This is a genomic window from Psychrobacillus sp. FSL K6-2843 (assembly GCF_038626375.1).
Taxonomy (GTDB): Bacteria; Bacillota; Bacilli; order Bacillales_A; family Planococcaceae; genus Psychrobacillus; species Psychrobacillus faecigallinarum.
This window is the reverse complement of the sequence record NZ_CP152021.1, coordinates 1279047-1297312: the sequence shown is the minus strand read 5'-3', so window position 1 is coordinate 1297312 and position 18266 is coordinate 1279047. Positions and strand designations below refer to the sequence as shown.

Sequence of the window (18266 nt, the reverse complement as noted above, 5' to 3'; positions counted from 1 at the left end):
AACTCCCTATGTTTTAGTCTTTTCTAGTTTAACAAACATTGACACATTCATCAGTATCCCAATTGCTGCCGATAAAATGATGATTGAAGTACCCCCGTAGCTAATGAATGGGAGAGGGACTCCTGTAAGTGGGATAATGCCAAGCATTCCACCCAAATTTACAAATGTTTGAAAACCGATGATACTTGCTATCCCAGCAGCTATCATTCTTGCTTGAGGATCTCTAGTCTTAATACTTATCATAATTGCCTTAAATACCAGAAAGAACAATCCACATAACACAATGAGGACACCTATCAAACCTAATTCCTCTGCTATTATAGCCATTATAAAATCTGTATGTGGCTCTGGTAAATATCCATATTTTTGATTAGAATTCCCTAATCCTAAACCACTCAAACCTCCAGACCCGATAGCTATATAGCCGTTTACTATTTGGTATCCGAAGCCCTGCTCATAATCAAAAGGGTTAAAAAAGGCTTCTAGTCTGCCTCTTCTCCGATCCGTAAGAAGAGAATCTTTTAAGAAATAGAGAAACACTAATGCCACAGTTAACAGAATTCCTATTAAACCTATAATTTTAGAAAATGACTTAAACTTTATGCCACTTGCTGCAATAACTGAAATAGCTACAAAGCTTATAATCAATGTATTACCAACATCCGTTTCAAGCATGATCAGAAGAAAGACAAAGAATAAAACGATTAATGGAGGACCAACTGATTCATTCAATTTGTCTAAAGTTCCATTTTGATATTTTTTTGTAAATATTCCTGCAAAATATAAAACTATTACTATTTTTGCAATCTCTGAAGGCTGTATATTACCAAAACCAAGGTTAAGCCAGCTTTGAGAGCCACTCTCTCCCCCAACCCCAATAATGTGTACGAGAATAAGGAGGATAAACATTACTCCAAGCATTAACTGCATCATAAATCTACTTTTATAATGTTTGTATGGAAACAAAGCTGCCACAAAGAATACAGGAATGGACAATGCCAAATTTATTTTTTGCTTGTTAAAGAAATGATCCGGCTCCCAACCGTACCTCTCAACAGCCCAAACCATGCTGGCACTATAGATCATGACAAGCCCAAACGAACATAGGGCAATATAAACGAAAAACAAAGGGTAATCAAAATTTTTAAAAAAACGTTTAAAATAAATATTCATAATAGGTACCTCAATTTCTTTATAGAAAAAAACTCAAACAGTCTGATTGTTTGAGTTTCAACTTTATTTTTCTGTATGGATATCGTGTAAATTGGACAATTCTTTTTCAAGAGAAGCTATAATTTCTTTACCTTCACTCTTCTCTAGAAGTCCAAGTTTCACCGCAAAATCTATTTCGCGAGATAATCCAAACATTTGCGTGTCTAAAACCTCTTCATAAAGAGGGCATTGAGGCATTGTTAAGTTATCCATTTGCACTTTTATCAATTGGGCGATTTTTTCTGCATCTTTTTTTAAAAGCTCTAACGCCTTATCTTGATAAGAAAGTTGTATATTAGTATCCATGAGGACGCCCCCATTATTATTATTTCTAATTCTTCACCTCCCTAAAGTGTATCTTTTGATAAGCAAAATTGCAAGTGTTCTCTTATATAGATTACATATATAAGGAAATATTCTTTTTAACTTTAACTTTTATCTGTATACTAATATAGATTAGACAGTAAAGAGGAGGCAATTTCCATGGAATTTATTATACCTATTACAGGAGCAGTTAAATTTAATATAACGCTTGATCCCACTGTGTGGATTTTTGATGATCGCCGAATCGATTTAGATGAGTTTTTTGAGGGCAAGTATGAATACAAAGATGCTGATGAAGAATATACAAAGGTAACATCTGCTCATTGGTCTCGAGAAATAATTGAAGGTTCAACAAATCCACCTACCTTAAAATCTGAAAAAAAATATGAGAAAACCAAGATGCTTTCAAACACTTACGGCATAGAGCTTAAACAATTTATCCTTAACGCCGAGCCATTAAATGAGGCTAAGAATTTAGTCATCGAAACAAATGAAGGTAATCATACCATTTCATTAGAGGAAGTAGACAATATTCTAGTTAAATTTAGTCATAAAGGAAAACCATTGCGAGAAGATGGTCCTGTCCACATTATTAAAAAAGATGGCTCTAACTTAAACGACCCGATCAGAAACGTAACTGCATTTCGATTAGAGTAGGAGTGAAGGACTATGAAGGTACAATGTGTTATTTGTGACCGAATCGATGAAATTTCTACCGATTTACCATTAGCAAAAAAACTAAGAAATCGACCGATTCATACGTATATGTGCGATGAATGCCACGACCGCATTGAAGTTAAAACAAAAGAAAGGCTTGCTACTGGTAAGTTTATCTTTTACAAAAGCTCTCGATTAATTGAAAATGAGTTTTAAAAAAACACTAGAGACACAATGTGCCTCTAGTGTTTTTTTGTCGTCAAAATATTAAATGCCACATCATATTCCTTCTTTATATTTAAACATAAAAAAAGCTCGACTAATTAAGTAGTCGAGCCTCTTTTTTCTAGCTTTAATCGTATTTTGTATATAATTAAAATCAATGCAGCAACTAACAATGCTTCCACTACAGGAAGGAAAAATGCTAAGAAGGTCAACATTAAGCAACCTAACAAAAGGAAAATATAGATAACTACATTTTGCTTAAACATTAATTTCTTTGCAAATCCAAGCTTGTACACTAGCACTGACAATAAAAATATTACGATAAATAAAACATAGCCTGCCACAGTAAAGGACGGCATATTTACATATATAAACCTAGCTATATAAGACATTCTTTCAATGACTAGATCTTGTTCCTCCAAGGCTTGTCACCCTTTCAGTTCCTATTCCTGATCTGCACTTTTCTTTTTCTTAGTTACACGTTCACGTTCACTTTTCTCTAAGATTTTTTTACGTAAGCGAATTGACTCTGGTGTTACTTCTAGATACTCATCGTCGCCTAGGAATTCTAAAGCTTCTTCAAGAGTTAAAATACGTGGGCGCTTAATAACATTAGTTTGGTCTTTATTTGCTGAACGGATATTTGTTTTTTGTTTCATTTTAGTGATATTTACAGTGATATCAGCATCACGAGTATTTTCACCAACAATCATACCTTCATAAATTTCAGTACCTGGTTCTACGAATAGTGTACCACGGTCTTCAATTTGCATCATACCATATGTTGTTGCTTTTCCTGTTTCCATAGAAACAAGTACACCTTGGTGACGTCCACCAACACGACCTGCAACTACTGGTTGGTAGCTATCAAATGTATGGTTTATGATTCCGAATCCTTTAGTTAATGACATGAATTCAGTTGAATACCCGATTAATCCACGTGCAGGAACCATGAAGATCAGACGAACTTGTCCGTTCCCACTGTTAATCATGTCTACCATTTCACCTTTACGTGTTCCCATAGACTCAATAATAGAACCTACGCTATCTTCTGGTACATCAATTTGTACACGCTCAACTGGTTCACATTTTCTACCATCAATTTCACGAATGATAACTTCCGGTTTAGAAACTTGAATTTCATAGCCTTCACGACGCATATTTTCTATTAAGATAGATAAATGTAGTTCTCCACGGCCTGAAACAACCCAAGCATCTGGTGAATCTGTATCTTCTACTCGTAGAGATACATCTGTTTGAAGCTGTGAACGAAGACGTTCTTCAATTTTACGTGATGTAACCCATTTACCTTCACGACCAGCAAACGGAGAATTGTTTGTTAAGAAAGTCATTTGTAAAGTTGGTTCATCGATACGTAATGGTGTTAATGCGTCAGGATGATCAGTAGGACAAACTGTTTCCCCTACGTTAATCTCTTCCATACCTGATACTGCGATTAAATCACCAGCTTTTGCTGTTTGAATTTCTTCACGTTTTAAACCGAAGAAACCAAATAATTTTGTAACTCGGTAGTTTTTAACTTTGCCATCTAATTTCATCAATGAAACTTGTTGACCAACTTCAATTGTTCCGCGGAACACACGGCCAATACCGATACGTCCTACATAATCATTATAGTCCAGTAATGCAACTTGGAACTGTAAAGGTTCGTCTGAATTGTCAACTGGCGCTGGAATAGATTCGATAATTTTTTCAAATAGACACTTCATATCTTCTTCTTGATTTGCAGGGTCTGCATCTAAAGAAGCAGTTCCGTTCACACCAGAAGCATAAACTACTGGGAAGTCTAATTGATCGTCATCTGCACCTAACTCGATGAAAAGTTCTAAAACTTCATCTACTACTTCTAGTGGACGAGCAGAATCTTTATCAACTTTGTTAACTACAACGATAGGTGTTAATTTTTGTTCTAATGCTTTCTTCAATACAAAACGTGTTTGAGGCATACAACCTTCATATGCATCTACTACTAGTAAAACACCATCTACCATTTTTAAGATACGCTCTACTTCACCACCAAAATCGGCATGTCCAGGTGTATCCAAAATGTTAATGCGTGTGTCATGATAATTTACAGCTGTGTTTTTTGCTAATATAGTAATCCCACGCTCGCGTTCGATGTCGTTTGAATCCATTGCTCTTTCGTCAACGTGTTCATTTGAACGGAACGTTCCAGATTGTTTTAATAATTGATCGACTAATGTCGTTTTTCCGTGGTCAACGTGTGCTATAATAGCTATGTTTCTTAAATCTTGACGTAATTTTGTCATATTTCCACTCCATATTCTTTTTTCATGTCCATAACTGTGCTATTATAACACAAGTGGAACTAAAGTTATATTATTTTTCATTATTTTCTTGGGGGTAATTGTTTTGGGTAACATAAAATGGGTTTTTGTATTGTTTTCTTTAGGCGCAATGTTGTCTATGGGTTTAATAGGAATTGCAATTGCATTACGTAATATTCCGTTGGCTTTACTGTTTTTAGTATTGTTATTTGTTGTAATGGGATTTGGCTTTAAAACGAAAAAGAAAATGCGTGAACAAGGATTATTAGAATAACTAAAGCATTCGCAACTTTTAGTGCCACATCTCCTCATTTCAGGTAGACTTGCACTTAATCTATATTAGATTCGCATAACCTTTGAGAGGCTGTTCATGGCTTAAGTCATGAATAGCCTCTTTTTAGTATGAATTTTATCCTTCCAGCTACAACTCGGAGAACCAGCTTAAAGATAATTTAGTTAATAAGGTCTATTTTGCTTTAGTGATAGCTTTTCGTTTCTCATGCGAAACACTTCCATCTAAAGTGGAAAGCAACTGTTGATTGTTCATGCTTAGTTCTAAATTCTCAAAACCGTAATAAGTTTGTTTTTCATATTACTTTAAAATAATATATTTTGATAACAGTTGTTCATGAAGATTAGGTTTAGAAACTATAAAAGAATTTTGTTTTAACAGATTTATAGGTTCGTTAGATAAGGTAGTGACAATAGCTCCTACTTCTTTTGCTACTACCATACCACCAGCTATGTCCCAAGGTGAGAGTCTCATGGACATATAGGCGTCTAGTCTTCCAGTTGCAACATACGCAATCTCAATAGCTGCCGACCCAAATGATCTAGTACCTCTAGCTGTTTGCATTAGTTCTATCATTTGATCATGTTGGACAAATTTGTTTGGAATAACCCAGCTTGCGTTAACTCCAATTATGGATTTCTCTACACTAGCTTTTTCAAGCATAGGGATTCTCACATCATTCAAATACGCACCCTGTCCTTGAGCTGCACTTATTAAATCATCATCCATTACATTGTAAATGTAGCCGAGTATTCCTTCACCGTCCTTGTAGATACCTAAGGATATGGCAAAGTTTTTCTTGAAGTGTATAAAGTTTGTAGTCCCATCTATAGGATCTAGCATCCAAACATAGCCGTCCAAATTATCTATCTTGTCACCAAAGCCTTCCTCTCCAAATATACGATGTTCTGGAAAATCACTTTTTATATGTCGAATAAAAAATTTTTCCGTTTCTTTGTCTATATTAGTAACCAAATCATTCGCTTCTGATTTAGATTCGATGATAAGTTCTTCAGAAAATGAACTTCTTATTTGAATAGCCGCTTGTTTAATCAATGATTTTGCATATTTGTCTAGCATATGTATGTTCATAAATGCACCCCTTTTAATATTTCCCTAGTTATAACTAGTTCATCTGTTTTATATTTTCTTCCAAATGATCAGTCTAGTATAAGTATAAAGAAAAAAACACCGGCTGTCTTTTTAATTAGCTGGTGTTTTTTCATGGCACTATTGGAGAATTCAATTTACGTAAACGCATTTAATTCATCCAGTGACTTGTGAAGCTCTGACAATTGCATCTTCGCATCTTTAATCTCTTCTTCATTTCCATCTTGCATTGCATCATATAAAGTGGCTAATTGGTAATCCAACTCTAATTTTAGCGTTTGAATTTTTTCCTTTTCCATATCATATTTACGAATAATATGCACAACCTGTTTCATAGTTAACACCTCTCCATTATTTTATCGTAATATTCGGAACTTTTATCTTACATTATGCTATAAATTGAATTGTGTTAATAAAAACTACTTACAAGATTTTTACCCAAAAATCCGCTAAAATAAACATAGAAATTGAAAGGAGTTAATATATGAGTAAAACTTTCTGGCAAGATAAAGATTTTGAAGTGTTTCAAATCGAAGGATTAGAAAATAGAATGACTGCGCTTATAGAGAATGTTCGACCTAAATTTGAAGAATTAGGTAAACAATATAGCCTTTATTTTTCAGGAGTATTAGGAGATGAATATTATAGTCATGTAGCTAAGCATGCTCGACGATCTGTTAACCCTCCAAAGGATAGCTGGGTTGCATTTGCTCCTTACAAAAGAGGATATAAGGCGCTGCCACACTTCCAAATTGGATTATGGGGTACGCATTTATTTATTATAGTAGCAGTTATTTACGAAGCACCCGATAAAGTGGCAATTGCAGAGCGCCTCCTTCGAAAAAAGAGTCTATTTAAAAAGCTGCCAAATGATTTTATCGTTTCAGGGGATCATATGAAGCCTGAGGCTACTTCTATAAAGGATATTACTCCAAAGGATTTTGAAGAGCTTCTAACGCGCCTTAGAGACGTTAAGAAGGGTGAATTTTTGGTTGGCCGTCACATTCCTAAAAAACAAGCGGTTAAATTAACAGAGGAAGAGTTATTCCAGTTAGTAGAAAATACATTTGAACAACTTCTTCCCATTTACAAAACCATGATTAATTTAAAATAAGAAAGCTATCCCTCCACTCTGGAGGGATTTAATTTATCCTTTAATAATTGATTCGCTTCCTTGTTCTTTCATTTTTTTTATTATTGGAAAGCTTGCATAGCCACTTTCTTTTTCAAATTCACGAAAATAAGTTTTTTCTTCGGCTATGGAGGGAACTATTTCTTTAAAGCGACGATATTTTTTCATAAGATCTTCTCGCTTAATTCCTTTCTCATATGCGTTTTCAATTGCTTCAAAAAACTGTACTACATCTACAATTTCTTCTGTAGACCAATCTAACGAAAAAGGGTATGTGTATTCCATTTTCCACTCTCCTATAATTTCCATTTTTTACGAATGTCCATTGCCTCAACTACCATACGATCGATTAACTCTTTAGTAGTTGGGATGTCATGAATCATACCTATGACCTGGCCTGCCCATGCAAAACCCTGGTCCTCTAATCCCTTATAAATAAATTGTTTGTTCGCTTCTCCACTAATATGTTGCTTCAAATGCTCATATGATGGATTTTCCTTTTCCATAGAAAGAATGGTTTCTGTCCACTCGTTTCGAATGGCTCGTGCTGGTGATCCCAGCTCTTTTTTAATAACAACTGTGTCAGTTTCTTCTTTAGTTAATATGGCATTTTTATAAGCTTCTGATGCATGGACGCATTCTCTCGTTGCGATAAAACGAGTACCCATCTCTATTCCTTCTGCGCCCAGAGCATGAGCAGCCATCCACCCTCTACCATCACCGATACCTCCAGAAGCAATTACGGGGATATTCACGGCATCCACTACTTGCGGGATAAGAACCATCGTGCCTACGTCATCTCTCCCTAAATGCCCTCCTCCTTCTTGACCTACAACCATTACTGCATCTGCTCCTAGTTGTTCAGCTTTTTGGGCTTGACGCTTTGAAGCAACCAGCACCAACTTTTTAATATCTGTCTTTGCCAATTTTTCTAAAATAGGTGCCGGATTGCCTCCAGTCATGGAAATTACTGGCACATTTTCATCAATAGCTATTTGAAGCATATGCTCATAGGGTCTGCCTGTTTGACCAATAGCAAAATTTACTCCAAAAGATTTTTCCGTTTGCTCTCTCACCTTATTAATCTCTTGGCGAAGCTCATCCGGTGTTGAGAGACTCATAGCTGTTATTTGACCTAATCCCCCTGCTTCCGATACTGCCACACAAAGCTCTGAGTATGCAAGATATGCTAGTCCACCCTGCACGATTGGATACTCAATTCCCAATAGATCTGTGACTCTTGTTTGAAATGACATTACTTAGCCCTCCCCTTTTATACTAGTGTAAAGATATTTTAAAAAGGATTCAATTGATCTATATCCTAAAGTAGGGTATCTCCAATATTTGTTTTAGGTGGATATTCCGATTTAATCTAAAAGTATTAATGTATTAATTTAATTTACACCTGAGTTATTAAATAATTCATTTACATATTAAAAACCAACACTTTGTTGACACCTGTGGGATGACTAATCTCCCACTCCCTCGGAAAGTGACCGCCGAAAGCGCAAATCAGCTATTTTTTATTCATATATTATTAATTTTCTCCTATCGCCCATGTTTTTTACAATTCAATTTAATTATTAAATTGAATCAATTAACTAAATTTTGATGTTTTTTATAGTAGTAATAAATTTCCTTAAATGCTATAATTCATTTGTTTTAAAATAGCATCTACGTCTCTATAACTACTAGAATCGTTTACATGCGCAAAATTTTAAATTAGAGGTGGTATGAGCGTTGTCACAATTAGAAACTCCTATCTTCGATGCGCTATTAAAGCATCGAAATCGTCATCCAATTCAATTCCATATTCCTGGTCATAAAAAAGGGAAAGGAATGGACCCTGCATTTCGAGAGTTTGTTGGAGATAATGTACTTTCAATCGATTTGATAAACATTGCCCCATTAGATGATTTACATTCGCCTAAGGGAGCTATAAAAAAAGCTCAACATTTAGCCGCAGAGGCCTTTGGGGCAGATGAAACTTTTTTCTCCGTTCAAGGAACGAGCGGAGCTATTATGACTATGATACTTACTATTTGTGGACCTGGAGATAAGATTCTCGTTCCACGAAATGTGCATAAATCCATTATGTCTGCCATCGTATTTGCCGGTGCTATACCTGTATTTATACACCCTGAGGTAGATAAAGAGCTTGGTGTTTCCCATGGCATATCTGTTGAATCCGTAGAAAAAGCGATAGAAGCGCATCCGGATGCAAAAGGTTTACTTGTAATTAATCCTACCTATTTTGGACTAGCTGCTGATTTAAAGAGAATCGTAGATATATCACATGAAAAAGGTATTCCTGTAGTAGTTGATGAAGCTCACGGAGTACATATCCACTTCCATGACGACCTTCCAATTTCAGCTATGGCTGCAGGTGCTGATATGGCTGCTACGTCTGTACACAAACTAGGCGGATCTATGACACAAAGCTCGGTCCTTAATGTAAGAGAAGGCTTAGTATCAGCTAAAAGGGTGCAATCCATTCTTTCCATGCTTACAACAACTTCTACATCCTATCCTCTTTTAGCATCATTGGATACGGCTAGAAGACAATTAGCTATACATGGTGAGGATTTAATAGGTGAAGCAATAACAATTGCCGAGGAAACTCGTAGACGAATAAATGAAATTGAGCATATTCATTGCGTTGGCAGAGAAATATTACAAAGCTCAGCTACTTATGATATTGATCCAACTAAGCTTCTTATTAGCGTGAAAAATTTAGGAATCACAGGATTTGAAGCAGAAATTTGGCTCCGAGAAAAAGCAAATATCGAAGTAGAACTCTCAGATTTATATAATATTCTATGCCTCATTACTCTTGGGGATACGAAAAAAGAAACAGATATGCTTGTTAATGCTTTATCGCGTATGGTGGTTGCCCATGAATCTGAAGCAACCATAGTAGAGTCATCTGTAACCCTGCCTGATATTCCTGGACTAGCAATGTCTCCTCGTGATGCTTTCTACGCAGAAACTGAATCTATCCCATTATTAGAGGCAAGTGGTAGGATTTCTGCAGAATTCGTAATGGTTTACCCTCCTGGGATTCCAATTTTTATTCCCGGGGAAATAATCACACCTGGGAACATTGACTATATTCAAATGAATTTAAAGGCTGGATTGCCAGTTCAAGGTCCAGAGGACGACACTTTAGAAATGATTCATGTGATTAAAGAGCATCAAGCAATTATTTGAACACACTAATCTAAAACAGCCATTTGACTACTGTCAAATGACTGTTTTATTTAATACAAAATAATTTTACTCTCATTAAAAAATTATAAGCGCAAATATCGGACATATAAAGGCTCCTAATATAGCGCTAAGAGTCATCGCTACCGATCCCATAGTCATCGTTTCTTCCCCGTATTCTGCCAGCTTAGATAAGCCTATTCCATGGGATGCACTTCCTACAGAGATTCCTCTACCAATTGCGGTATCTATCCTACATAATTTAAATAGAAAAGATCCTGTTAATGCTCCTATTAAACCAGCTAAAATGACAAAAACCGCTGTCAAAGCAGGGATTCCTCCAATTGATTCACTGATTGGCATAGCAATCGGAGACGTAATGGACTTTGGTAATAAGGATCTTTGAAGAAAATCCTCAAAGGACATTAGTTTAGATAAGATAGCAATACTAATAAGTCCTGAAAGCATTGCTACTGTAACGCCTAATATAATTGGAACTTTGTTTTTTATGATTTTTTCTCGTTGTGTATATAAAGGATAGGCCATCCCAACTACTGCAGGGCCTAGCATACCATCAATCCACTTAGCTCCCGACATATATTTATCATATGAAACTCCAGATAAACTTAAGATAACTACCAAAACAATAGTAGTAGTTAATATTGGTAGCAACAAAGGATACGTAAATCTTCTATAGACAAAGGTCATTCCGATAAAAATGAGAATTGTCGCTATAATCATTCCTATAGCAATCATTTAACATCCTCCTTTATCATTTTGCCTTCAATATATTGACATATTTTACCTGTCAATACAATAGTGACCATGGTACTGATGATTAGTGCAAGAACAATCAATACTCCTGTGACTGAAAATAATTGAGGATAATCCATAATTCCAACAGTTGCAGGAACAAATAATAACGCAAGAAAGGCAAGTAAAAAACCTGCTCCATCTTTTATATAATTAACTGGAACTATTTTTAGTAGGAGACATGCAAGTAGTATCAACAATCCAGCAATACTACCTGGGAACGAAAATGGCAGCAATCCCACAGTAAAAGATCCAAGTAGAAAGAATAAATATAGAATAATAACTTGAAAGATTATTTGAATTATTTTTGTGATTTTTTCCATATACACTTTAAAAGTTTAAATCTTTTAAAGTTTCACCTCCACTAAACGATAATAGAAATTATTTTACGCCTTCTCTTTTAGTATGTCTATGTAAAGAAAAACACCTCTGTTAAACAAACAGAGGTGAAAGAAATTATTCTTTTACTTTAATGGCATGTGGATCAATCAACTCGTACCCTTTTGCACGTAATCCTTCTACAATTTGAGGTAAAGCTGCTAAAGTCCATTCACGGTCATGCATTAATAAATTTGCACCATCAACTAAGTACTCTGTATTAACCATTATATCTGCTAAACTAGTAGCCTCCATATATTGCTTTTCCCAATCGTAACCGTATGTCCAATTCATCAAGACCATACCTTCTTGTTCTACTAGAGATTTACTAAAATCAGTATTAACTCCAAAAGGTGCTCGGAAGAATTTAGGTTTCTCTCCAATCACTGATTCTACAGTCTCATTTACGTTTAATATTTCCTCTTGCTGTTGTTCTTCTGAACTATTTTTAAGGTTTGCATGAGTTTGTGTATGGTTTCCTATCTCAAATCCTAAATCAAAGATTTCCTTTAAGTTAGCTTTTTCTTCCTCTGAATCTATGAAATGACCATTCACAAAAAAGATTGCAGGAGCGTCAAGCTCTTTTAATACCTTCGCCATTTCTAAAGCATATTTATCAGGTGCATCATCAATAGTTAAAAGGACCGCCTTAGGATTTGCATCTCCAATTGGTTTTATTGTCCAATTGGCTTCATTAATTTCATATTGTATTTCAGTAACAGGTTCTTCTACTACTACTTCTTCTGCTGATTCAACTTCTTCCGTTTCCTCTTCTAATTCTGGTTGTTGGGTAACTTCTATTCTGTCGCCAACCTCTTTTTCAACCTCTGTCTCCTCTTCAGAGCATCCGGAGAGTAATAGTAATATTGCTGCGGGTAATAACCAAGTTGTAAGTTTCAATTTAATCACCATATCCCTTCTATTTCCATTCTAACAGGCATAAGGAAAACCGTGTAGAGTAATTCTACACGGTTTTTTGGTCCTACTTGATTATTTAGAAAGAATATGAATAGGGTGACCCATTACTACTTCAGCAGCTTCCATTGCAATTTCTCCAAGTGTTGGATGTGCATGAATAGTCATAGCAATATCCTCTACAGTCATTCCAGCTTCAATTGCTAAGCCTAGTTCAGCAATCATGTCAGAAGCTCCCTGACCAACGATTTGTGCTCCAAGCAATAATCCGTCCTCTTTACGAGAGACTAGTTTTACAAAGCCTTCTGTAGCGTTAAGTGCAAGTGCACGACCGTTAGCTCCGAATGGGAACTTACCAGCTGCTACATCAAATCCTTGTTCTTTCGCTTGAGCTTCAGATAAACCAACAGTAGCAAGTTCTGGATCAGTGAAGCATACAGCTGGAATTGCAAGATAATCAACTACAGATGATTGACCAGCAATTGCTTCAGCTGCTACTTTACCTTCGTAAGAAGCTTTGTGAGCAAGCTGAGGGCCAGCTACAACATCACCAATAGCAAAGATATTGCTAATGCTTGTGCGACATTGCTTATCTACTTCGATTAATCCGCGTTCTGCGAATTTAATACCAAGTTCTTCTAAACCAATTTCATCAGTATTCGGGCGACGACCAACAGTTACTAATACATAGTCAGCCTCAACTTTTTTCTCTTCGCCACCAACCTCATAGCTTACTACTACACCAGTATCTGATTCTTCGACACCTTTTGCAGAAGCTTTTACTACGATGTCCACACCTTTTTTCTTCAAGCCTTTTTTAACAATTGTAGTCATTTGTTTTTCAAATCCAGCTAAGATATCATCTCCGCCTTCGATAATTGTTACTTGAGAACCAAGGTTAGCATAAGCAGAGCCTAACTCAGTACCAATATAACCTCCACCGATCACTACTAGTTTTTCAGGTACTTCTTGAAGATTTAAAGCGCCAGTCGAATTTATAACGCGTTTTGTATATTTAAATGTAGGTATTTCAACTGGTCGAGATCCAGTTGCTATAATCGCATGCTTAAAAGTATAAGTTTGTGCAGATTTTTCATCCATTACACGAACTGTGTTAGCATCTACGAAGTATGCTTCACCAGAAACCACTTCAATGTTATTTCCTTTTAACAGACCTGAAACACCACTTGTTAATTTTTTAACAACGCTTTCTTTGAAAGCTTGTGCTTTAGAAAAGTCTATTTTAACATCACTCGCTGTAATACCCATATCATCTGAATGTTTAGCTTGTTCGAAACGGTGACCAACTGAAATAAGTGCTTTAGAAGGAATACATCCAACGTTTAAGCAAACTCCACCGATATGTTCTTTTTCTACAACTAATACCTTTTGACCAGTTTGTGCAGCACGAATTGCAGCTACATAACCTCCAGGGCCTGAACCTATTACTAAAGTGTCTGTTTCAATCGGGAAATCTCCTACTACCATTTTTTACGCCTCCATTAATAATAATTCTGGACTGCTTAATAAACGTTTTATATGGTTCAACGCATGTTGGGCAGTCGCACCATCGATCATGCGATGATCAAAGCTCAATGATAATGCTAACACAGGAGCAGCTACAATTTCACTATTTTTTATTACAGGTTTTTCTGAAATTCGACCAATTCCGAGAATTGCTACTTCTGGATGGTTGATAACAGGTGTAAACCATTGCCCTCCAGCAGAGCCAATATTTGAAATCGAACATGAAGCTCCCTTCATTTCAGCTGGAGATAACTTACCATCACGAGCTTTTGTTGCTAAAGAGTTAATTTCATCCGAAATTGCAAATACAGACTTACGATCTGCATTTTTAATAACAGGAACTAATAAACCTTTGTCCGTGTCTGCTGCGATTCCTATATTGTAGTAATGCTTTTGAATTACTTCGTTTGACTCGTCATCATAAGAAGTGTTCAATGCAGGGAATTCACGTAACGTACTTACAAGTGCTTTAACAACGTAAGGTAAATAAGTTAACTTGATATTTTTTTCTGCAGCAATTTCTTTAAACTTCTTGCGATGTGCAACTAGCTCAGTCACGTCAACTTCATCCATTAGAGTAACATGTGGAGCAGTATGCTTAGAATTGACCATTGCTTTCGCTATAGCTTTACGCATTGGAGATAGCTTTTCGCGAGTTTCAGGGAACTCTCCTTCTAAATTAACTGGAGCAGAAGCTTTCGTTTCTTGTACTTTTTCTTTTTCTTCAGCTACAGCAGTAGATGTATCTTCTACTTTTTGGTCTCCAGATAAGAATGTTTCGATGTCTTCTTTTAATATACGACCATTTTTTCCTGTGCCATTAACGTCTGCAATATTTACCTCGTTTTCACGAGCAAATTTTCGAACTGAAGGCATTGCAATTACACGAGTATCACCTTTTGGCTCAGGCTTCACTTCTTGAGAAGTTTCTTTCACTTCTGTTTTTGTAGCTGGTTGCTGATTTTTAGAAGCACTAACTGGTTCTTTTTCAACCTCCTGGCCGTTCTCTAGAGTAGATTGAACTTGCGCCTCTGTTTTTTCTTCGCCGTGATCTCCCTTAAATTGAAGATCCTCATAACCAGGTGCGTCTAATTTGACAAGTACGTCACCAACTACCGCAACAGTTCCTTCACTAACCAATACCTCTGTTACTTTTCCTTTAACAGGCGAAGGAATTTCAACTACAGCTTTATCATTTTGTACCTCACAAAGAATATCATCTTCGTCTATTTCGTCACCGGCTTTAACAAACCATTTAACGATTTCTCCTTCATGTATACCTTCTCCAATATCCGGTAGGCGGAATTCAAATGCCAAAGTGCTCACCCTTTCTATTGTTTGTTTTTATTAGAAGTTTAATACTTTCTTCGCTGTTTCTACTATATCCTTTGAGTTTGGCAGCCAAACTGTTTCTGCTTGAGAGAATGGGAATACAGTATCTGGTGCAGCTACACGTAATACAGGAGCCTCTAAGCTTAATATAGCTCTTTCAGTAATTTCTGCTACTACATTTGCTGCTATACCTGCTTGTTTTTGAGCTTCTTGTACAACGATAGCACGATTCGTTTTTTCAACAGAAGCAATAATTGTTTCAATATCTAATGGTTGCACAGTGCGAAGATCAACTACTTCAACGGAATGACCTTCTTTTTCTAGTTCCTCAGCAGCTTTTAAGCTCTCCTGAACCATTGCACCGTATGCAATAATTGTTAAGTCAGTGCCCTCACGCTTTACATCTGCTTTTCCAAGTGGAATTGTATATTCTTCCTCTGGCACCTCACCACGGAAAGAACGATATAATTTCATATGTTCTAAGAAGATTACAGGGTCATTATCACGAATGGCAGATATCAATAAACCTTTTGCATCGTACGGTGTAGATGGAATAACTACTTTTACTCCTGGAGTAGAAGTCATTAGAAGCTCCAAGCTATCCGCATGCATCTCAGGTGTATGAACGCCTCCACCAAACGGAGAACGAATTGTAACAGGCGCATTAAATGCTCCACCTGTACGGAAACGCATGCGAGCTAATTGCCCACTGATAGAATCCATTACTTCGTATACGAAACCAAAGAATTGAATCTCTGGAACTGGACGGAATCCTTGTAGAGAAAGACCCACTGCCAACCCGCCAATACCTGATTCTGCAAGGGGTGTATCAAATACTCGATCTTCCCCAAACTCTTTTTGTAGACCTTCAGTTGCACGGAATACACCGCCGTTATTACCAACGTCTTCACCGAAGACTAACACATTTTCATCATTTTTAAGCTCATTACGGAGAGCATCCGTAATTGCTTGAATCATCGTCATTTGTGCCATCGGTTACTTCGACTCCTTCTCTGTATAGTAAGCTAATTGCTCATCTAAGTTATATGGATTTTCTTCATACATAATATTAATCAAATCTGTCACTTTTTGTTTTGGAGCAGCATCTGCTTTTTTGATAGCGTCTTTAATTTCTTCTTTCGCTCTCTCAATTACTTCTGCTTCCTTTTCTTCACTCCAAATACCTTTACCTTCTAAATATTTACGGAAACGTACTAGAGGATCTTTCTTTTCCCACTCTGAATCTGTTTCAGAAGTACGGTAACGTGTTGGGTCATCTCCAGCCATTGTATGCGGACCATAACGGTAACAAACTGTCTCAATTAGGCTTGGCCCTTCTCCTTTAACAGCACGGTCTCTTGCATCCTTTGTAGCCACGTATACAGCAAGCGGATCCATTCCGTCTACAACGATACTTGGTAATCCCGCTGCAATACCTTTTTGTGCAATTGTTTTTGCTGCTGTTTGTAGCTCACGAGGAGTTGAAATAGCGTATTGGTTGTTTTGGACGATAAACACAGCTGGCACACGGAAAGCACCTGCGAAGTTAATACCTTCGTAGAAGTCACCTTGTGAAGAACCACCATCTCCTGTATATGTAATAGCAATAGATTTTTTACCGCGTTTTTGCATTCCTAAAGCTACTCCAGCTGCTTGAATAAATTGTGCACCAATAATAATTTGTGGTGGGAACACGTTTACGCCTTCTGGAATTTGGTTACCCATAAAATGACCACGTGAAAATAGGAACGCTTGCCATAAAGGTAAACCATGCCATACTATTTGTGGAACATCACGATAGCCAGGTAAGATGAAGTCTTCTTTTTCACAAGCAAAATGAGATGCAAGCTGAGAAGCCTCTTGCCCTGCTGTAGGCGCGTAGAAGCCAAGACGTCCTTGACGATTTAAGGAAATAGAACGTTGGTCCAGAATTCTTGTATAAACCATGCGACTCATTAGTTCTACTAAATCTTCATCAGATAAATTAGGGTTCGCTTGTTCGTTAACAATTTCCCCTTCTTCGTTCAATATCTGGAACATTTCAAATTTTTCTTCGATCTCATGAAGCGTTTTCATTGGGTCAAACTGTTTTTCCTTGTTTGAAGCCATAAAGCACCTCTCCTTTTCCTCTGTATTAAAATTTATTTACTTCTTGATTGGTACAAGCGCAATTCCATTTAAGTATACTCAAGAATAAATGGTCGGTCAATCATCTAGAATTCTACTAATTTTATATTAGAATATTATAAACATTCATTTCTGTACTACTAATTAATTATGTCTGTACTATATCAGTTTGAATTATATGCTTAAAATTTATTTTATTAATAGTATTGATCCAAAAGTCAAAATTATATTAAATACAATACAAATAGTTTCTGTTCTCGGGGGAGCTTTTAGTCAATCATACAGTTCACGCTTCTTTTTGAGTAATTCAATTAATGAAATTAACTTAAGTAGTAAAGAACACCCTCTAAACACCTTGTATGAAATTAAAATATTTTAAATCTTACTTATAACTGAAACAACATAAGCATATGGTTTAACAACCTCTTCAATATACATACCACCTCTGTTATTTTTTACACTTCCTATCTTTTTATGCAATCTAATCAAAAGAAATCTCAAGTGCCTTTGTCTGCTTCATCACTTGTCGTGTGATTTTTCCGACAATAGTCGCTGTAAGGTATTCTTAATCCTTCATACTATAAATAGTCGTTAGATGTGTAACATCTCTGCCATAGCTTCGAAATAATAAAAATACCATGAACATCTGTTTCATGGCGCTAAATTTATATTATTTTTTCACAAAAAAAGCAGCCCTTTAATAGGG

Annotated in this window: 20 protein-coding genes; 5 read left to right on the top strand and 15 right to left on the bottom strand. The window is 36.3% G+C overall.

Annotation, left to right across the window (positions count from 1 at the left end; genetic code table 11):
- Positions 1 to 6: 6 nt before the first annotated feature.
- Both MKY94_RS06320 and MKY94_RS06315 read right to left on the bottom strand, forming a co-directional pair.
- Positions 7 to 1173 (bottom strand): FtsW/RodA/SpoVE family cell cycle protein, encoded by a 1167-nt coding sequence (locus tag MKY94_RS06320; RefSeq protein WP_144537919.1) that lies wholly within the window; start codon positions 1171 to 1173, stop codon positions 7 to 9.
- Between the two features lie 63 nt (positions 1174 to 1236).
- A complete protein-coding gene (locus MKY94_RS06315) occupies positions 1237 to 1518 on the bottom strand; it encodes a YlaN family protein (protein ID WP_144537918.1) in 282 nt (93 codons plus the stop codon).
- Between the two features lie 177 nt (positions 1519 to 1695).
- Here MKY94_RS06315 and MKY94_RS06310 point away from each other — a divergent pair, with 177 nt between their 5' ends.
- Positions 1696 to 2193 carry a peptidyl-prolyl cis-trans isomerase gene (locus tag MKY94_RS06310; protein WP_144537917.1) on the top strand — a complete coding sequence of 166 codons (498 nt, stop codon included), beginning with the start codon at positions 1696 to 1698 and terminating at the stop codon, positions 2191 to 2193.
- Between the two features lie 12 nt (positions 2194 to 2205).
- Complete coding sequence (locus tag MKY94_RS06305) at positions 2206 to 2409, top strand: YlaI family protein (RefSeq protein ID WP_144537916.1); 204 nt, start codon at positions 2206 to 2208, stop codon at positions 2407 to 2409.
- 107 nt (positions 2410 to 2516) lie between these two features.
- On the opposite strand, the gene MKY94_RS06300 is transcribed toward MKY94_RS06305, so the two are convergent.
- Positions 2517 to 2840 (bottom strand): YlaH-like family protein, encoded by a 324-nt coding sequence (locus MKY94_RS06300; RefSeq protein WP_225321702.1) that lies wholly within the window; start codon positions 2838 to 2840, stop codon positions 2517 to 2519.
- Positions 2841 to 2861: 21 nt separating this feature from the next.
- Positions 2862 to 4709: a translational GTPase TypA gene (typA, locus tag MKY94_RS06295; protein ID WP_144537915.1), complete on the bottom strand. Its 1848-nt coding sequence runs from the start codon at positions 4707 to 4709 to the stop codon at positions 2862 to 2864.
- A gap of 103 nt (positions 4710 to 4812) precedes the next feature.
- On the opposite strand from typA, the gene MKY94_RS06290 reads away from it, so the two are divergent.
- The gene (locus tag MKY94_RS06290; protein ID WP_144537914.1) at positions 4813 to 5001 is read left to right on the top strand and encodes a YlaF family protein; all 189 of its coding nucleotides are present in this window, start codon (positions 4813 to 4815) and stop codon (positions 4999 to 5001) included.
- Positions 5002 to 5319: 318 nt separating this feature from the next.
- Here MKY94_RS06290 and MKY94_RS06285 read toward each other — a convergent pair whose 3' ends face one another.
- Both MKY94_RS06285 and MKY94_RS06280 read right to left on the bottom strand, forming a co-directional pair.
- Positions 5320 to 6111 carry an inositol monophosphatase family protein gene (locus MKY94_RS06285; RefSeq protein WP_151110663.1) on the bottom strand — a complete coding sequence of 264 codons (792 nt, stop codon included), beginning with the start codon at positions 6109 to 6111 and terminating at the stop codon, positions 5320 to 5322.
- 155 nt (positions 6112 to 6266) lie between these two features.
- Positions 6267 to 6464, bottom strand: a complete 198-nt coding sequence (locus MKY94_RS06280) for a hypothetical protein (protein WP_144537912.1) — start codon at positions 6462 to 6464, stop codon at positions 6267 to 6269.
- Positions 6465 to 6613: 149 nt separating this feature from the next.
- On the opposite strand from MKY94_RS06280, the gene MKY94_RS06275 reads away from it, so the two are divergent.
- Positions 6614 to 7243, top strand: a complete 630-nt coding sequence (locus tag MKY94_RS06275) for a DUF1054 domain-containing protein (protein WP_342578260.1) — start codon at positions 6614 to 6616, stop codon at positions 7241 to 7243.
- 33 nt (positions 7244 to 7276) lie between these two features.
- On the opposite strand, the gene MKY94_RS06270 is transcribed toward MKY94_RS06275, so the two are convergent.
- Positions 7277 to 7546: a UPF0223 family protein gene (locus MKY94_RS06270; RefSeq protein ID WP_144537910.1), complete on the bottom strand. Its 270-nt coding sequence runs from the start codon at positions 7544 to 7546 to the stop codon at positions 7277 to 7279.
- A gap of 11 nt (positions 7547 to 7557) precedes the next feature.
- On the bottom strand, positions 7558 to 8517 hold the full coding sequence (locus tag MKY94_RS06265) for a nitronate monooxygenase family protein (protein ID WP_144537909.1): 960 nt from the start codon (positions 8515 to 8517) through the stop codon (positions 7558 to 7560).
- Positions 8518 to 9001: 484 nt separating this feature from the next.
- Between MKY94_RS06265 and MKY94_RS06260 the strand changes: the two genes are divergently transcribed.
- A complete protein-coding gene (locus tag MKY94_RS06260) occupies positions 9002 to 10471 on the top strand; it encodes an aminotransferase class I/II-fold pyridoxal phosphate-dependent enzyme (RefSeq protein WP_144537908.1) in 1470 nt (489 codons plus the stop codon).
- A 75-nt stretch (positions 10472 to 10546) separates the two neighbouring features.
- On the opposite strand, the gene MKY94_RS06255 is transcribed toward MKY94_RS06260, so the two are convergent.
- The 7 genes from MKY94_RS06255 to pdhA form a co-directional block, all read right to left on the bottom strand.
- Positions 10547 to 11224 (bottom strand): LrgB family protein, encoded by a 678-nt coding sequence (locus MKY94_RS06255; protein ID WP_342578259.1) that lies wholly within the window; start codon positions 11222 to 11224, stop codon positions 10547 to 10549.
- Entirely contained in the window at positions 11221 to 11604 is a 384-nt protein-coding gene (locus MKY94_RS06250) for a CidA/LrgA family protein (RefSeq protein ID WP_144537906.1), read from the bottom strand. The genes MKY94_RS06255 and MKY94_RS06250 overlap by 4 nt, the downstream gene beginning before the upstream one ends.
- 133 nt (positions 11605 to 11737) lie before the next feature.
- Positions 11738 to 12571: a polysaccharide deacetylase family protein gene (locus MKY94_RS06245; RefSeq protein WP_151110667.1), complete on the bottom strand. Its 834-nt coding sequence runs from the start codon at positions 12569 to 12571 to the stop codon at positions 11738 to 11740.
- Positions 12572 to 12649: 78 nt separating this feature from the next.
- Positions 12650 to 14062 carry a dihydrolipoyl dehydrogenase gene (gene lpdA / locus MKY94_RS06240; protein WP_144537904.1) on the bottom strand — a complete coding sequence of 471 codons (1413 nt, stop codon included), beginning with the start codon at positions 14060 to 14062 and terminating at the stop codon, positions 12650 to 12652.
- 3 nt (positions 14063 to 14065) lie between these two features.
- Complete coding sequence (locus MKY94_RS06235) at positions 14066 to 15418, bottom strand: dihydrolipoamide acetyltransferase family protein (protein WP_151110669.1); 1353 nt, start codon at positions 15416 to 15418, stop codon at positions 14066 to 14068.
- A 30-nt stretch (positions 15419 to 15448) separates the two neighbouring features.
- The gene (locus MKY94_RS06230) at positions 15449 to 16426 is read right to left on the bottom strand and encodes an alpha-ketoacid dehydrogenase subunit beta (RefSeq protein ID WP_144537902.1); all 978 of its coding nucleotides are present in this window, start codon (positions 16424 to 16426) and stop codon (positions 15449 to 15451) included.
- Between the two features lie 3 nt (positions 16427 to 16429).
- Entirely contained in the window at positions 16430 to 17542 is a 1113-nt protein-coding gene (gene pdhA / locus MKY94_RS06225; RefSeq protein ID WP_144537901.1) for a pyruvate dehydrogenase (acetyl-transferring) E1 component subunit alpha, read from the bottom strand.
- Positions 17543 to 18266 lie beyond the last annotated feature (724 nt).

Bases quoted from the DNA above. Each gene is read 5' to 3' on its own strand.
- MKY94_RS06315 (WP_144537918.1), bottom strand. From the start codon at position 1,518: ATGGATACTAATATACAACTTTCTTATCAAGATAAGGCGTTAGAGCTT.
- MKY94_RS06305 (WP_144537916.1), top strand. From the start codon at position 2,206: ATGAAGGTACAATGTGTTATTTGTGACCGAATCGATGAAATTTCTACC.
- MKY94_RS06245 (WP_151110667.1), bottom strand. From the start codon at position 12,571: ATGGTGATTAAATTGAAACTTACAACTTGGTTATTACCCGCAGCAATA.
- MKY94_RS06280 (WP_144537912.1), bottom strand. From the start codon at position 6,464: ATGAAACAGGTTGTGCATATTATTCGTAAATATGATATGGAAAAGGAA.
- MKY94_RS06270 (WP_144537910.1), bottom strand. From the start codon at position 7,546: ATGGAATACACATACCCTTTTTCGTTAGATTGGTCTACAGAAGAAATT.
- MKY94_RS06255 (WP_342578259.1), bottom strand. From the start codon at position 11,224: ATGATTGCTATAGGAATGATTATAGCGACAATTCTCATTTTTATCGGA.
- MKY94_RS06230 (WP_144537902.1), bottom strand. From the start codon at position 16,426: ATGGCACAAATGACGATGATTCAAGCAATTACGGATGCTCTCCGTAAT.
- MKY94_RS06285 (WP_151110663.1), bottom strand. From the start codon at position 6,111: ATGAACATACATATGCTAGACAAATATGCAAAATCATTGATTAAACAA.
- MKY94_RS06310 (WP_144537917.1), top strand. From the start codon at position 1,696: ATGGAATTTATTATACCTATTACAGGAGCAGTTAAATTTAATATAACG.
- pdhA (WP_144537901.1), bottom strand. From the start codon at position 17,542: ATGGCTTCAAACAAGGAAAAACAGTTTGACCCAATGAAAACGCTTCAT.
- lpdA (WP_144537904.1), bottom strand. From the start codon at position 14,062: ATGGTAGTAGGAGATTTCCCGATTGAAACAGACACTTTAGTAATAGGT.
- MKY94_RS06320 (WP_144537919.1), bottom strand. From the start codon at position 1,173: ATGAATATTTATTTTAAACGTTTTTTTAAAAATTTTGATTACCCTTTG.
- MKY94_RS06265 (WP_144537909.1), bottom strand. From the start codon at position 8,517: ATGTCATTTCAAACAAGAGTCACAGATCTATTGGGAATTGAGTATCCA.
- typA (WP_144537915.1), bottom strand. From the start codon at position 4,709: ATGACAAAATTACGTCAAGATTTAAGAAACATAGCTATTATAGCACAC.
- MKY94_RS06275 (WP_342578260.1), top strand. From the start codon at position 6,614: ATGAGTAAAACTTTCTGGCAAGATAAAGATTTTGAAGTGTTTCAAATC.
- MKY94_RS06250 (WP_144537906.1), bottom strand. From the start codon at position 11,604: ATGGAAAAAATCACAAAAATAATTCAAATAATCTTTCAAGTTATTATT.